The organism is Plantactinospora sp. ZYX-F-223, from assembly GCF_039649625.1.
GTDB lineage: Bacteria > Actinomycetota > Actinomycetes > Mycobacteriales > Micromonosporaceae > Plantactinospora.
Genome location: NZ_JBDJAV010000001.1, coordinates 89,779 through 104,869, shown reverse-complemented (window position 1 = coordinate 104,869; position 15,091 = coordinate 89,779). Strand labels below are relative to the sequence as shown.

The following is a 15,091-nucleotide window of genomic DNA, read 5'->3' as shown; positions in this document are numbered from 1 at the left end:
CCACCGGGCCGGCCGTCGCCCGGATCACCGGCCGGGATGCCGGCCGAGCCGGTCGGCCTTGACAGCGCGGTCAGCTCCGGTCGGCCTTGACGGCGCGGTCAGCTCCGGGCGGCCTTGACGGCCCCGGCCCGGCGGGCCCGCTCGACCACTCCGGGCAGCGCGGCGACCAGTGCGTCCACGTCCTCGGCGGTCGAGGTGTGCCCGAGCGAGAACCGCAGGGACGACCGGGCCCGGTCGTCGTCGGCACCCATCGCCAGCAGCACGTGCGAGGGCTGGGCCACCCCGGCCGAGCAGGCCGACCCGGTCGAGCAGGCGATCCCCTGCGCGTCCAGCAGCATCAGCAGGGCGTCCCCCTCGCAGCCGGGGAAGGAGAAGTGTGCGTTGCCGGGCAGCCGCTCGACCGGATCGCCGTTGTAGAGCGCCTCCGGCACGGCCTGCCGGACCCGAGCCACCAGGTCGTCGCGGAGCGCGGCGACCCGGGCCGCGTAGTCCTGCTGAGCCTTGACCGCGGCCTCGACAGCGACGGCGAAGGCGACGATCCCGGCGGCGTCCAGGGTGCCGGACCGGACGTCCCGCTCCTGCCCGCCGCCGTGCAGCACCGGCGTGCAGCCGACGTCCCGGCCGAGCAGCAGCGCGCCCACCCCGACCGGTCCGCCGAGCTTGTGCCCGGTGACGGTCAGCGCGGCCGCCCCGCTGGCGGCGAAGTCGACCGGTACCTGGCCGACCGCCTGCACCGCGTCGGTATGGAACGGGATGCCGTACGCGGCGGCCACCTCGGCGAGCGCGGCTATCGGCTGGACGGTGCCCACCTCGTTGTTAGCCCACATCGCGGTGACCAGGGCGACCTCGTCGGCGTGCGCGTCGAGTTCGGCCGCGAGCCGGTCCGGGTCGAGCCGGCCCGCACGGTCGACCGGCAGCCAGCTCGCGGTCGCCCCGTCGCGGGCGGCCAGCCACTCGACCGAGTCCAGCACCGCGTGGTGCTCGACGGCGCTCGCCACCACCCGGGTCCGGCCGGGGGCGCCGGCCCGGCGCGCCCAGAAGATGCCCTTGACCGCGAGGTTGTCGCTCTCGGTACCGCCCCCGGTGAAGACCACCTCGGACGGCCGGGCGCCCAGGACGGCGGCTACCCGCTCGCGGGACTCCTCCACCTTGCGCCGGGCACACCGTCCGGCGGCGTGCAGTGACGACGGGTTGCCGACCTCGCGAGCGGTCGCGACGTACGCCTCCAACGCCTCGTCGAGCATCGGCGTGGTGGCCGCGTGATCAAGGTAAGTCATCAGCATCCAGCCTAGTGCCAGAGTCCGGGCGGCCCACTCGGCCGCCCGGCCGTGCCCGCGGCCCCGGTGCCGGCGCCCGGCGAGCCGATCAACCGCTGGCCAGCGACGGAACCCGGCCGGGTGCCCTGGGGCAGCCCGGCCGGGTATCGCAGGTCACACAGCGGCTGGCGGGCGGTCATCGCCGGGCCGCTCGCCGGCTACCGCCGCTTGCGGATCTCCTCGGCGGCCTGCGGTACGACCTTGAACAGGTCCCCGACCACACCGAAGTCGGCCAACTCGAAGATCGGCGCCTCGGAGTCCTTGTTCACCGCGACGATCGTCTTCGAGGTCTGCATGCCGGCCCGGTGCTGGATCGCGCCGGAGATGCCGAGCGCCACGTAGAGCTGCGGCGAGACGGTCTTGCCGGTCTGGCCCACCTGGAACTGGTGCGGATAGAAGCCGGAGTCGACGGCCGCACGGGACGCGCCCACCGCACCACCGAGCAGGTCGGCCAACTCCTCGACCAGCTTGAAGTTGTCGGCGTTGCCGACGCCGCGCCCGCCGGAGACCACCACCGACGCCTCGGTCAGTTCCGGCCGGCTGCCCTTCTGCTCGGCCACCCGGTCGACCACCCGGGCCAGCCGGTCGGTCTCGCCGAGTACGACGTCGAGCTGCTCGACGGTGGGCGTGGCCGCGGCCGGGCTCGGGGTGACCGAGTTCGGCCGCAGGGTCACCAGCGGCAGACCCCGGGTCACCTTGGAGGTGACGATGGTCGAGCCGGCGAAGGCGACCTGGGTGGCGGTGCCGTCGGCGGCCAGTCCGACCACGTCGGTGAGTACGCCGTTGTCCAGCTTGACCGCCAGCCGGGCGGCGATCTCCTTGCCCTCCTGGCTGGCGGCGAGCAGCACGGCGGCCGGCTGTACCCGGCGGACCAGCTCGGCCAGCACCGTCGCCTTCGGCGCCACCAGGTAGCCGTCGATCTCCTCGTGCTCGGCCGCGTAGATCTTCTCCGCGCCGTACTCGCCCAGCCTGTCGCCGAGCGCGGCGGCGGCGCCGGGACCGCCGAGCACCACGGCGGCCGGCGTACCCAGCTCGCGGGCGAGGGTGAGCAGTTCGAGCGTGACCTTCTTGACGCCGAACTCGCGGGTGGCCTCGACGACGACGAGAACCTCGGTCATGACTTCTCCTCCTGATTCCCGGTCGCGCTCAGACGAACTTCTCGGCGGCGAGGAACTCGACCAGCCTCGTGCCGCCGGTGCCGTCGTCGGTGACCCGCTCGCCGCCGGACCGCTCCGGGCGGCGGCTGTGCGAGATCACGGTGCTGGTGGCGCCGGCGAAGCCGACCTCGTCGGCCGCGACGCCCAGGTCGGCCAGGGAGAGCGTCTGCACCGGCTTCTTCTTGGCCGCCATGATGCCCTTGAAGGAGGGGTAGCGCGGCTCGTTGATGGTGTCCCAGACCGAGACCACCGCCGGGGTCGCGGCGGCGACCACCTCGTAGCCCTCCTCGGTCTGCCGCTCCACGGTGAGGTTGCCGCCCTGCACGGTCAGCTTGCGGGCGCCGGTCAGCGCGGCGATGCCGAGCCGCTCGGCGAGCATGTGCGGCATCACCTGCACCCGGCCGTCGGTCGACTCGGCGCCGCAGAGCACCAGGTCGGCGTCGAGCTGGCCGAGGGCCGCGGCGAGCACCTTGGAGGTGGCCACGGCGCAGGACCCGTGCAGGGCGTCGTCGAGCACGTGCACGGCCTTGTCCGGGCCCATCGACAGCGCCTTGCGGATCGACTCGGCGGCCTTCTCCGGGCCCATGGTCAGCACGGTCACCTCGCCACCGTGCGTCTCCTTGATCCGCAACGCCTCCTCGATGGCGTACTCGTCCATCTCGTTGATGACGTTGTTTGCCGACCCCCGGTCGACGGTGTTGTCGTCACTGCGCAGGTTGCGGTCCGCGCCCGAGTCGGGCACCTGCTTGACGAGTACGACGATGTTCATCGCGCTTCGACGACCCTCCTGTGAATGGCGATCCCCGCCGACCGTGGCGATCCGCCGGGTTGCTCGGGAGCAGCCTCCCGCCTCCTTAACGATCGGTCAACCGAAGACCGACGGCTCGGCGCGCGAGAAGGTGTGGTGTTACTTACGGCTGATGTTACCCGCAAGTAGCATAGGGCTGCCGGCACCCCGGAGTGACCCGGCTCACCGTCCCCGCACCAGGCCGGGCGACGCCACCCGGCTCAGCCGGCCGCGTCCAGCGCCTCCCGGACCGTGGCCAGCACCGCCGCCTCGCTCGGGCTGATCCCGTCGTGTGCCCGGGCCACCTCCTCGGTGGCCCACAACACCGCCGAGCGATAGCTGACCACCTCGTCGGGTGCCTTCGAGCGGAGGATCTCGACCGAGCGGCGCAGCGCGGGCAGCACCGTCGCCGACGCCTCGGCCGGCGACCCGCCGGGCAGCCGGGGCAGGGCGCCGGTGGTGAGCAGTTCCCGGACCAGCCCGGTGGTGCCGGCGAACGCGTTCGACGCGGCCAGACTCTCCTTGATCATGGAGAACGCGCCCGGTTCGGCGCTCGACACCAGGAAGACCGCACCGAACGCGGCCCCCTTCAGGGTCGCCCGCTCCTCCTCGGTCAGCGGCTGCGTCACGGATTCGGAGTGTAGACGTACGGCGTGGTGGTGGTGACCGGGACGAAGCCGAGCCGCTGGAGGATCGGCCGGCTGTCCTCCGAGGCGTCCACCTGCAACAGGCTGAAGCCCCGGGCGTCGGCCAGCCGGGCCCGGTGGGCCAGCAGCGACCGGTAGATGCCCCGGCGGCGCCAGTGCGGCAGGGTCGCCCCGCCCCACAGGGTGGCGAACCGGGTGCCGGAGACGAACCGGATCCAGGCGGCACTGACCAGCTCGTCGTCGGTCTCGGCCGCCACGATGGTCAGCGGCGGCTGGTCCAGCTCCGCGCCGGCGGCGAGCTCCCGCTCCAACCCGTCGGCCAGCCAGCTCCCGTCGTCGTCGCCACCCCAGACCCGGGCCTTCAGCCCGGCGATCCGGTCCAGGTCCGCGCGTTCGGTCACCTCGCGCAGGCGTACCCCCGCAGGTGGCACCGGCAGCGTCGCCGCCAGCGACGCGACCGGGCCGATCACCACGGTCTCCCGTTCCTCCGGGACGAAACCGGCGGCCACCAACCGGTCCGGCAGGTCGGCCGGCTGGTCGTGGCCGTGCAGCTTCCACTCGACCGGCTGGCCCAGCCCGGCGAAGTGGTCCCGCTGCCGCGCGATCAGCTCGTCCAGCGCCGCCCCGGTCAGCCCACCCAGGTCCTGGTAGGTCAGGAAGCCGCCCCGGTCCAGGCCCTCGATCCGCAACAGCGGACCGTCCCGGTCCACCGTGACACCCGGGGGCACCGGCTCCGGCGGGCGCGCCCGCAACTGGTTGTCGTAGGCCGTCCGCAGCAGGTCGGCGTCGAGGTCTGTCACCCGCCCAGGCTACGGGCGATGTCCACCCGATAATCTCCGAACGTGTACCAGGCGATCCGGCGGTGGTTCGACCCGCGCGAACTGCGGGAGGTCGGCGAGACGCCGGACTACCGCTTCTCGCTCGCCAACGAGCGCACCTTCCTCGCCTGGCTGCGTACCGGCCTGGCGCTGATCGCCGGTGGGCTCGCCGTGGCGCAGTTCCTGCCCCCGATGCCGGTCCCGTACCTGCGCGAGGCACTCGCCGTGGCGCTGCTGCTGCTCGGCGGCGCGGTGGCGGTACGGGCGGTCGACCACTGGGCGCGTACCGAGCGGGCCATCCGGCTCGGCCACGAGCTTCCCGCCTCGCGGTTTCCCGCCGTACTCGCCCTGCTGGTCGGGCTCGGTGGCGTACTGCTCGTGGTGGCGGTGCTGGTGCAGGCAGCCCGTAACCCGTGAGCCCGGAACAGTCGGAGCCGGAGCACCGGGGGCCGGGGCGGGACGTCGGGCTGGCCGCCGAGCGGACCCGGTTGGCGTGGCGGCGCACCGTGCTCGCGGTCGGGGTGGTGGCGGTGCTCACCGCCCGGCTGGCCGTGTCGAACGGGACGGTCGGGGCGCTGGTCGCCGTCCTGGCCGGGCTGGGCTGGCTCGGCGTACTGGCGATGACCTTTCCGCGGTCGTCCGGCCGGCGCGGGCGCCCCGGCCGGACGCTGCCGGTGATCGCCCTGGCCACCGTCGGTTTCGCCGGACTCGGCCTGCTGCTGGTGCTGGCGTCGGTGCACTGAGGCGACCGGGTGCGTCATCATGGCCAGATGGTCCGCCTCTACGCGCTCCTCGCCATCGGACAGCTCATCCTGGCCGTCGTCGCTCTGATCAGCTGCCTGTCGGCCGAGGACGACGAGATCCGCGCGCTCCCCCGGTTCGCCTGGGTCCTGATCATCCTGTTCTTCCCGCTGGTCGGCTCGATCGCCTGGTTCGTCGCCGGCCGTCCGGTCAGCCCCGAACGGCCGGCTGCCGGTGGCCGTCCGGCCGGCGGCCCTGACCGCCGGCCACCGCTGGCCCCCGACGACGACCCGGAGTTCCTCCGTTCCCTGGACGAGGAGCGGTCGAAGCGCGACCGCGAACTGCTCGACAGCTGGGAGCGGGATCTCCGGCGCCGGGAGGAGGAACTGCGGCGCCGGGACAGCGAGCCGCCCCGGGAAGAGGACAAGCCAGACGTCTGACCGGCGCCGCGTCCCGCTCGGGCGTACCCCGAGCACCGGGTCGACATTGCGGGCTGCCCGGTGACCGTGCCAGGCACAATCGAGCCCGTGCAGATCGCCATGCTCGGGCCGCTGGAGGTCACGGCCGACACCGGGGCGCCGGTGCCGGTCAGCGGTGCACGGCTGCGCCGGTTGCTGATCCTGCTCGCGCTCGACGCCGACCGGGTCGTCGACACCGGCCGGCTGATCGACGGGCTGTGGGAGGACGAACCACCGGCGGGTGCGGCGAACGCGTTGCAGGCGCTGGTCTCCCGGCTCCGGCGTACCGTGCCGGACGCCCCGATCGAGTCGCATCCGACCGGCTACCGGCTGGCCATCGAACCGGCCGCGGTGGACGTACGCCGGTTCGAACGGTTGGTCGGCACCGGCCGGGCCCTGCTCGGCTCGGACCCGCCCGGTGCCGCCGAGGTCTTCGCCGACGCGCTCGGCCTCTGGCGCGGCCCCGCGCTGGCCGACGTGGCGCACGCCGGATTCGCCCGGGGACCGGCGGCCCGCCTCGACGAGCTGCGGCTGACCGCCGTCGAGGAGCGGATCGACGCCCGGCTCGCCTCCGGCGAGGCTGCCGTGCTGGTACCGGAGCTGCGTGCCCTGGCCGAGGCGCACCCGCTCCGCGAGCGCTTCACCGGGCAGCTCGTCCGGGCGCTGGCGGCCACCGGGCGGGCCGCCGAGGCGCTGGCCGCGTACGCCCGGCTGCGGCGCACCCTGGCCGAGACCCTCGGCACCGAGCCGGCCCCCGAACTCGCCGCGCTGCACCTCGAACTGCTCCGGGAGGCCGCGCCCGTCCCGCCGGCCCCCGCGCCCGAATCGGGCAGCATCTCCGGCGACGCGCCGGTCGACAACCTGCCCACCCCGTTGACCAGCTTCGTCGGCCGGCAGCCGGAGATCAGCCGGGTCACCGAGCTGCTCTCCGGATCCCGGCTGGTCACCCTCACCGGTCCGGGCGGCGCCGGCAAGACCAGGCTGGCCGTCGAGGCGGCGCGTACGCTCTCCGGCCGCGCCTGTGACGCCCTGTGGCTGGTCGAACTCGCCCCGGTGACGGACGGCGCCGAGGTGCCGCAGACCATCCTCCAGGTGCTCGGGCTGCGCGAGCAGGGCCTGCTGGCCGCTCGCAACCGCGTCCCCGACGCAGGGGCGACCGACCCGATCGACCGGCTCGCCGGAGCCATCGGATCCCGGCGGATGCTGCTCCTGCTCGACAACTGCGAACACGTCATCGAGGCCGCCGCCACCCTCGCCGACCGGCTGCTCGGCGCCTGCCCGGAACTGCGGGTCCTGGCCACCAGCCGGGAGCCGCTCGGGATCACCGGCGAGACGCTCTGCCCGGTCGACTCGCTGCCGCTGCCGCCCCCGCACGCCGACCCGGTGACGGCGATGGCGTACCCGTCGGTCCGGCTGCTCGCCGACCGGGCCGGCGCGGTACGCCCCGACTTCACCGTGCACGACGACACCGTCGCCGCGGTGGTCCGGATCTGCCGGTCGCTGGACGGCATGCCGCTCGCCATCGAGCTGGCCGCCGCCCGGCTGCGCAGCATGACCGCGGCCCAGGTCGCCGCCCGTCTCGACGACCGGTTCCGGCTGCTCACCGGCGGCAGCCGAACGGCGCTGCCCCGGCACCAGACCCTGCGTGCGGTGTTCGACTGGAGCTGGGACCTGCTCGACGACGCCGAGCGGGCGCTCTGGCGCCGGCTGGCGGTGTTCAGCGGCGGGGCCACCCTGGACGCGGTCGAGCGGATCTGCGCACTGGACGGCGGCGGACCGGAGGGCGGTGCCGGGCCGGCGGGCGGTGCCGGACCGGCGGGCGTACTCGACCGGGCCGGGGTGCTCGACCGGCTCTCCGCACTCGTCGACAAGTCGCTCGTGGTGGTCACCGGGAACGGCGAGCCGCGCTACCGGATGCTGGAGACCATCCGGGAATACGGGCTGCGCCGGCTGGCCGAAGCCGGCGAGGCGGACCGGGTCCGGCGGGCGCACGCCGAGGACTTCCTCGCGGTCGCCCGGGTCGCCGACGCCGAACTGCGCCGCGCGGACCAGCTTCGCTGGCTCGGCTGGCTGACCGCCGAGCACGACAACCTGCATGCCGCGCTGCGCTGGGCGATCGGTACCGGATCCGCCGCGACGGCGGTGGGACTCGTCGCGGCCCTCGGCTGGTACTGGTGGATGCGGGGTATGCGGGTCGAGGGCGTCGAACTGGCCGTCGCGGCGATGGCCCTGCCCGGGATCGACCGGCTGCCACCGGCGGAGGTCGCCATCGCCGAGTTGCTGACCGGGATGAACCTGCTCGCGGCCGAGGGCGAGTTCGCCAAGGGCGGGCAGTGGCTGGCCCGGGCGGCCCGGACCGCCGAGGGGCAGGAGCCGGTCCACCCGCTGCTGCGTCTGATCAAACCGATATCGGTGATGTTCGAGTCCTATCTGACCGAGCCGGCGCTCGACGTGCTGGCCACCCGATTCGACGATCCCGACCCGTGGGTCCGGGCGACCGCCCGGATGTCCCACGCGCACGCGCAACTCAACAGCGGCGGGTCCAGCGACGCCGCCGAGGCCAACATGACCGCCGCACTCGAGGGTTTCCGGTCGATCGGCGAACGGTGGGGCACCGGGTACTCCCTCTCGGCCCTCGCGGAACTGGCCAGCCGGCGGGGTGAGCACGGCCGGGCCGCCGGGTTGCAGGTCGAGGCGATCGAGCTGATCCGCCTGGTCGGCGCCGCCGAGGACCTGCCGGTGATGCAGGTCCGGCTGGCCCACGAGCTGTGGCAGCTCGGCGAGCACGACCGGGCACTCGACCTCGTGATCGACGCCGACCGGCAGGCGGAGCGGATCGGCTCGGACGAGTGCCGGGCGGCGGTCGCCCACGAGTACGCCGAGATCCTGGGCGTCCAGGGCGACCTCGTCGGCGCCCGGCAGCGGCTCGACCAGGCCACCGGGCTGACCACGGATCGGCGGATGGCTCCGCAGTGGCGGGCGATGCTCGCCTCCTCGCACGGCGCGGTGACCGCCGCGCTCGGTGACCTGTCCGGCGCCCGGCAGCACCACGACCGGGCACTCGGCTTCGCGCTGGAGTTCTACGACGCCCCGGTGCTCGGCGCGGTACTGGCGGGCTTCGCCGACCTGGCGCTCCGGCTCGGCCGGCCGGTCGGGGCGGCCCGGCTGCTCGGGGCGGCGGCCGGGGTCCGGGGTGGACCGGACCACTCGCTGCTGGACGGCGCCCGGGTCGAGACGGCCGTCCGGGACGCGCTCGGCGAGGCGGCCTTCGCCGAGGCGTTCGGCCAGGGCGGGCAGGCCGCCGGCTCGCCGGCCGCACTGCCCGCACTGGTCCAGGAAACCGTCGGCTGACCCGGGACACCACACCTGCCGTCCCGCACCCCGGCCGCCGCACCCCACCGGGTGCGGGACCTCCCGGGGCACCGCGCCCCGGAAGACAGGACCCGCTCACACCCGCCGCATCACCGCCCGGACGGCCAGCGGGGCGAAGACCACCGCGATACCGAGCCCCCAGAGCAGCGAGGTCACGATCGGCCCCGACTCCGGTCCGGAGACCAGCAGCCCGCGCAGCGCGTCGGCCAGCGTGGAGACCGGGTTGACCTTCACCCAGGCCTGGAGCCAGCCGGGCATGCTCTCGGTCGGCACGAAGATGTTGCTGGTGAAGGTCAGCGGGAAGATCACCATGAAGCCGAAGATCTGCACCTTCTCCGGCTCGTTCACCAGCACACCGACCAGCACGGAGATCCAGGCGGCGGCCAGCGAGAAGGCGAGCAGCAGCGCGAACGCGCCGAGTACGCCGAGCGGGCCGGTACCGATCCGGAAGCCGAGCAGCACGCCGATGGCGAGCAGCAGCGCGATCGACCACGCCTGCTTGACCGTGTCGGCGAGGATCCGCCCGGCCAGTGGCGCCCAGCGGGCGATCGGCAGCGAGCGGAGCCGGTCGAAGACTCCCTTGGTCAGGTCGGTGTTCAGCCCGAACCCGGTGGTCATGGTGGCGAAGAGCGCGTTCTGCACCATGATTCCGGGCAGCATGAACCGCAGGTAGTCGGTGGGGCTGTCGGCGATCGCGCCACCGAAGACGTACGTGAAGAGCAGCACGAACATCAGCGGCTGGATGCTGAGGTCGAGCAGCTCCATCGGGTTGTGCTTGATCTGGACCAGGCTCCGCCAGGCCAGGGTCATGGTGTGCCGGAACCCGACCACCGGGCCGACCCGCCGGGTGGGCACCGGCGCCGGTGCGCTGATCGTCGTCATGCCGGCACCTCCGCCAGTTCGGTCTCGTCCTCGGCCCGGTGACCGGTCAGCGACAGGAAGACCTCGTCCAGGCTCGCGCCCCGCAGCGCGAGTTCGGCGATGGTGACCTCGGCGTCGTCGAGCCGGCGTACCACCGCGGGCAGCATCTCGCCGCCGCTGACCGGCACCGTCACGGTCTGCTGGTTCAGCTCCGGCTCGGCACCGGTCACCTCCCGCAGCACGCCGACCACCACGGCCAGGTCACCGGGGTCGGCTGGCCGGACCACCAGCGCCTGCCCGCCGACCTTCGTCTTCAGCTCCTCCGAGGTGCCCTGGGCGATCACCCGGCCGTGGTCGATCACCGCGATCTCGTCGGCGAGCTGGTCCGCCTCCTCCAGGTACTGCGTGGTGAGCAGCACGGTCACCCCCGAACCGACGAGGTCCCGGACGATGCCCCAGAGTTCGGTACGGCTGCGCGGGTCCAGCCCGGTGGTCGGCTCGTCCAGGAAGAGCACCCGGGGCCGGCCGACCAGGCTCGCCGCCAGGTCCAACCGCCGCCGCATGCCTCCGGAGTACGTCTTCGCCGCCCGGTCCGCCGCGTCGGAGAGGTGGAACTCGGCGAGTAGTTGCCGGGCCCGGGAACGGGCATCGCCCCGGGACATCCCGAGCAGCCGGCCGATCAGCAGCAGGTTCTCGGTACCGGTCAGCGTCTCGTCGACCGAGGCGTACTGGCCGGTGAGGCCGATCACCTGCCGCACCTGGTGCGCCTGGCGGAGTACGTCGTACCCGCCGACCGTGGCGGTGCCGGCGTCCGGCCGGAGCAGGGTGGCGAGTACCCGTACCGCAGTCGTCTTACCGGCCCCGTTCGGGCCGAGCAGGCCGAAGACGGTGCCGGCCCGTACCCCCAGATCCACGCCGGCCAGGGCGGTGGTCTCGCCGAAGCGTCTGACCAACCCCTCGGCCCGGATGGCGTAACTCATGAACTGTCTCCCGTCGGTATTCGTCGTGCCCCCACCATGACCAACGGGACTGAGCCGGGGCTGACACCGGCCGCTCGGCGCTGACAACTGGCTGACACGCACGGTCGGACCCCGGCCGGTGCGGAGTCCGCCGTTCCAGGGACTCTCGGCCGACGCCGGCCGTAGCATGGCCCAGATCGGTGCCCACCACCCCTCGCACCGCTGGTCGGCGCGGCCGCGCCCGGGCGAAGGACGATAGGCATGGCACACGGGGTGGTGACCGGGCCGGCAGGGCCGGCGGACGGGTCGGCGGAGTCCGACGACCGCCGCCCCCACCGGCCGGGGTGGCTCGGGGGTTCGCCGGCGAGGCTCGGCGGGCTGACCTTCGGGCTGACCCAGGCGGTACTGCTGTTCTGGTGGGCCGCCCGCTATCCGGGACTGTTCAGCCCGGACTCGCTCGACCACGTCTGGCAGGCCACCACCGGCAACTGGAACACCCACCACCCGGTCAGCTACACCGGTCTGGTCTGGCTGTCGGTGCGGCTCACCGGCGGAATCGGCTGGCTGACCCTGGTGCAGACCACCGCCCTGGCAGCCGGCCTGGCGTACGCGGTCACCGGCCTGCGCCGGATCGGCGGCCCGGCCTGGGCCTGGACCACCGCGGCGGTGGTGGTCGTGGCGCTGCCTCCGGTCGGCACCTTCACGGTCTGCGTCTGGAAGGACGTGCCGTTCGTCGTCTGCCACGTCTTCCTGCTCGGCACGGTGGCCCGGATGCTCGCCGCACGCCGGCCGGAAGCCACCGGTGCGCAGGACCGGGCGCGCGGTGTTGGTCCGGATGGTGGCCGGCCGAGCCGGGGGAACGCCGGTACGGTCGTCCGGCCCGCCGCACCGGCGCCGCGGGCGGCCGGACGGCCGGCCGGAAACACCTGGCGGATGCCCTGGGAACTGCTCGGCGCCCTCGCCGCCGAGCTGACCCTGAGCTGCCTGTTCCGGCAGAACGGCTTCGTGGTGGCGGCGATCGTCACCGTGCTGCTCGCCCTGCTGCTGCGCGGTACCGCGCTCCGGATCCTGCTCGCCGGGGTGGTGGCCGCCACGGTCGCGCTGCTGACCAACTGGGCCCTGCTGCCCGCCCTCGGGGTACGGGACAGCGAGTCCATCGTGGCCTACGAGGCGTTCCTCGCCGACCTCGCGATCGGGTACGCCGAGCGGCCGGCCGACTTCCCCGCTGCCGACCTGGCCCTGCTGACCAAGGTGGCGCCCCTGTCGCACTGGCGGCAGTCGGCGGACTGTTACACCGTCGACTCGACCGTCTACCACCCCGACTTCGACCGCTCGGCCGCAGCGGCACACCACGAGGACCTGCTGTCAGCCTGGTGGCGGCTGGTACGCCGATCGCCGGAGACGGTGCTCGCCGCCCGGATCTGCCGGGGCTCGATCGCCTGGCGGCCCACTCCGGCGGGCGGGTTGCGGGCCAACCCGACCGCCTGGGCGCTGCCGACCTATCTGGAGCGGGATCCGAGGTTCCAGCGGCCGGAGGTGCTGGCCGTCGCGTACAGCCGGCCGCTGGCCGAGCCGGTCAGCGACGTGGCGGACGAACTCTCCAGCCGGGTCGGCCAGCCCGAGTGGCTGCTGTGGCGCGGCGCGACCTGGGCCTACCTGGCGTACCTGACGGTTGGGCTGCTGGCCTGGCGCCGGCGGGACCGGGCAGTGCTGGCACTGGCCACGCTGAGCCTCGGCAACCAGCTCTCGGTACTGGCTGTCAACAACGCCCAGGCCGCCCGCTACATGGCCGCACCGTTCGTGCTCGGGGTACTGCTGCTGCCGCTGCTCGCGGCCCGCCACCCGGACCGGGCCGGTCCGGGGGCGCGGGCGGCGAACCGGGCCTGGTGGACCGGGGCGTCGGCCGGCGCGGGTGGGGAGCCGCCGCTACGGGTCACCGACCTGACCGTGGTCGGAGAACCGGGCATCGCCGGCCCGGCCGACCCGCTCGACCCGGATCACCGGCTCGGCCCGGCATCTCGGCTCGACCCGGCGGACCAGCTCGCCCGGGCGGACCAGCTCGACCCGGCAGACCGGTTCCACCCGTCCGACCAGCTCGAACCGGACCGGCGGCCCGACTGGACCGATCAGGTCGACGCGGGGGACGAGCCCGGTCTCCGGCCCCCGCCGATCGGCCCGGCCGAGTGGTGGACCGACTCCGCCGACCGGTACCGCTGACCGCCGCGCCGAGCGCGGGTGGACGGATCAGGCGAGGTTGGACGAGCGGGGATAGGCGTCGGCCGGGTCGGTCAGCACGTTGACCAGGTACGGCACCTGAGCGTCGAACGCCCGCTCCAGCGCCGGTCCCAGGTCGGCCGCCTTCGCCACCGTCTCGCCGGCACCGCCGAGCGCGCTCACCACCTGGTCGTAGCGCAACTCGGGCTGGAGGTCGGCGGCGACGTCGTAGCCGTACATGCCGCGCATCGGGTGCTTCTCCAGGCCCCAGATGCCGTTGTTGCCGACCACGATCACCACCGGCAGCTTCTGCCGGACCAGCGACTCGACGTCCATCAGCGAGAATCCGGCCGCGCCGTCGCCCATCAGTACGCAGATCTGCCGGTCCGGGTAGCTCACCCGGGCCCCCATCGCGTAGCCCATGCCGGTGCCGAGGCAGCCGTACGGGCCCGGGTCGAGCCAGGTGCCGGGCTGGGCGGGCTCCAGGTAGCGCCCGGCGTACGAGACGAAGTCGCCGCCGTCGCCGATGGTGACCGCGTCCGGGGCGAGTACCCGGCGCAGTTCGCCGTAGACCCGGGCCGGCTTGATCGGGTCGGTCTCGGCCGCCATCGCCGCCGCGTCCTTGGCCCGGGCGGCCTCCTCGGCGGTACGCAGCCCGTCGATCCACTGCTCGTGGTCGGTCCGGTCACCGGAGTACTCGGCAAACGCGGTCAGGATCAGCCGCAGGTCGCCGGCGGGGCTGACGGCCGGCTCGACGTGCTGGGCCCGCTGGCTGGGCGCGTCCACCACGTGCACCACCCGGGCGTCGCCGAAGTCGCCGAAGCCGAGCCGGAAGTCCAGCGGGGTGCCGACCACCACGACCAGGTCGGCGCCGCCGAGCGCCACCCGGCGGGCCTTGGCGAAGCTGAGCGGGTGACCGGGCGGCAGGGCCCCGCGGCCCATCCCGTTGGTGAAGACGGGTACCCGGAGCGCCTCGGCGGCGGCCCGCAGCGCCTCGACGGCGTCCCCGGCGTAGACGTCGGAGCCGGCGATGATCACCGGGCGCTCGGCTGCGGCGATCAGCCGGACGGCCTTCGCCACCTCGTCCGGATCCGGCTCGACGGGCGCGATCACCGGCTCGGCCGGCGGCTCGGCGTCACCGGTGGAGAAGATCACCTCCAGCGGCAGGTCCAGGAAGACCGGACCCCGGTGCGGGGTCAGCGCCGCGGTCAGCGCCCCGGCGACCGCCCCCGGTACGTCGTCGGTCGACCAGACCGTGCCCGCGTGCTTGGTGACCGGTGCGACCAGCGGGACGTGGTCGATCTCCTGGAGGCTGCCCGAACCCCAGCGGAAGGCCGGGGCGCGACCGCCGAGCACCAGCACCGGGGAGGCGTTGAAGAACGCGCTGGTCAGCCCGGAGATCCCGTTGGTGACGCCGGGACCGGCGGTGAGTACGGCCAGCCCCGGCCGGCGCTGCAACTTGGCCACCGCCTCGGCGGCGAAGACCGCCGACTGCTCGTGCCGGACGTCGTAGATCGGAAAGTCGGTACGGTGCGCCGCGTCGTACAGCGGGAAGACGTGGCCACCGGAGAGGGTGAACATCTCCCGCACGCCGTACGCCCGCAGGGCCGCCAGGGCCAGGTCGCCGCCGTGTCCTTCGATCCGTTCCGTCATCGCCGCTCCTGTCGTCCGCCGTGCCTGCCGCTCGTCGCGCCGGGGTTCCTGCGAGGTTACCGGCCGGTCGGAAATAACGTGAACGACACTCACCTATCCCGGGAAGGT

The 15,091-nt window shown here is 73.9% G+C and carries 13 protein-coding genes; 5 read left to right on the top strand and 8 right to left on the bottom strand.

Annotated elements, in window-relative coordinates; translation table 11 throughout:
• Positions 1–98: 98 nt before the first annotated feature.
• The 5 genes from AAH979_RS00405 to AAH979_RS00385 all read right to left on the bottom strand — a co-directional run bounded on the left by AAH979_RS00405 (position 99) and on the right by AAH979_RS00385 (position 4,707).
• On the bottom strand, positions 99–1,277 hold the full coding sequence (locus tag AAH979_RS00405) for a cysteine desulfurase family protein (RefSeq protein WP_346256159.1): 1,179 nt from the start codon (positions 1,275–1,277) through the stop codon (positions 99–101).
• A 197-nt stretch (positions 1,278–1,474) separates the two neighbouring features.
• A complete protein-coding gene (locus tag AAH979_RS00400; protein ID WP_346256158.1) occupies positions 1,475–2,434 on the bottom strand; it encodes an electron transfer flavoprotein subunit alpha/FixB family protein in 960 nt (319 codons plus the stop codon).
• A 28-nt stretch (positions 2,435–2,462) separates the two neighbouring features.
• Positions 2,463–3,242: an electron transfer flavoprotein subunit beta/FixA family protein gene (locus AAH979_RS00395; RefSeq protein WP_346256157.1), complete on the bottom strand. Its 780-nt coding sequence runs from the start codon at positions 3,240–3,242 to the stop codon at positions 2,463–2,465.
• A gap of 239 nt (positions 3,243–3,481) precedes the next feature.
• Positions 3,482–3,889 (bottom strand): hypothetical protein, encoded by a 408-nt coding sequence (locus AAH979_RS00390; protein WP_346256156.1) that lies wholly within the window; start codon positions 3,887–3,889, stop codon positions 3,482–3,484.
• On the bottom strand, positions 3,886–4,707 hold the full coding sequence (locus tag AAH979_RS00385) for a GNAT family N-acetyltransferase (protein WP_346256155.1): 822 nt from the start codon (positions 4,705–4,707) through the stop codon (positions 3,886–3,888). Before AAH979_RS00385 ends, AAH979_RS00390 begins: the two co-directional genes overlap by 4 nt.
• A 42-nt stretch (positions 4,708–4,749) precedes the next feature.
• Between AAH979_RS00385 and AAH979_RS00380 the strand changes: the two genes are divergently transcribed.
• From AAH979_RS00380 to AAH979_RS00365, 4 genes are all read left to right on the top strand, one after another.
• Positions 4,750–5,142: a DUF202 domain-containing protein gene (locus AAH979_RS00380; RefSeq protein ID WP_346256154.1), complete on the top strand. Its 393-nt coding sequence runs from the start codon at positions 4,750–4,752 to the stop codon at positions 5,140–5,142.
• Positions 5,139–5,468, top strand: a complete 330-nt coding sequence (locus tag AAH979_RS00375) for a DUF202 domain-containing protein (RefSeq protein WP_346256153.1) — start codon at positions 5,139–5,141, stop codon at positions 5,466–5,468. The genes AAH979_RS00380 and AAH979_RS00375 overlap by 4 nt, the downstream gene beginning before the upstream one ends.
• Positions 5,469–5,495: 27 nt before the next feature.
• The gene (locus AAH979_RS00370) at positions 5,496–5,906 is read left to right on the top strand and encodes a PLD nuclease N-terminal domain-containing protein (protein WP_346256152.1); all 411 of its coding nucleotides are present in this window, start codon (positions 5,496–5,498) and stop codon (positions 5,904–5,906) included.
• A gap of 87 nt (positions 5,907–5,993) precedes the next feature.
• Entirely contained in the window at positions 5,994–9,275 is a 3,282-nt protein-coding gene (locus AAH979_RS00365) for a BTAD domain-containing putative transcriptional regulator (protein WP_346256151.1), read from the top strand.
• 96 nt (positions 9,276–9,371) lie between these two features.
• On the opposite strand, the gene AAH979_RS00360 is transcribed toward AAH979_RS00365, so the two are convergent.
• Together AAH979_RS00360 and AAH979_RS00355 are read right to left on the bottom strand one after the other, a co-directional pair.
• Entirely contained in the window at positions 9,372–10,178 is an 807-nt protein-coding gene (locus AAH979_RS00360) for an ABC transporter permease (protein ID WP_346256150.1), read from the bottom strand.
• The gene (locus AAH979_RS00355; protein WP_346256149.1) at positions 10,175–11,137 is read right to left on the bottom strand and encodes an ATP-binding cassette domain-containing protein; all 963 of its coding nucleotides are present in this window, start codon (positions 11,135–11,137) and stop codon (positions 10,175–10,177) included. Before AAH979_RS00355 ends, AAH979_RS00360 begins: the two co-directional genes overlap by 4 nt.
• 240 nt (positions 11,138–11,377) lie before the next feature.
• Between AAH979_RS00355 and AAH979_RS00350 the strand changes: the two genes are divergently transcribed.
• Positions 11,378–13,333 carry a hypothetical protein gene (locus AAH979_RS00350; RefSeq protein WP_346256148.1) on the top strand — a complete coding sequence of 652 codons (1,956 nt, stop codon included), beginning with the start codon at positions 11,378–11,380 and terminating at the stop codon, positions 13,331–13,333.
• A gap of 27 nt (positions 13,334–13,360) precedes the next feature.
• On the opposite strand, the gene AAH979_RS00345 is transcribed toward AAH979_RS00350, so the two are convergent.
• Positions 13,361–14,983 carry an acetolactate synthase gene (locus tag AAH979_RS00345; RefSeq protein WP_346256147.1) on the bottom strand — a complete coding sequence of 541 codons (1,623 nt, stop codon included), beginning with the start codon at positions 14,981–14,983 and terminating at the stop codon, positions 13,361–13,363.
• Positions 14,984–15,091: the final 108 nt, after the last annotated feature.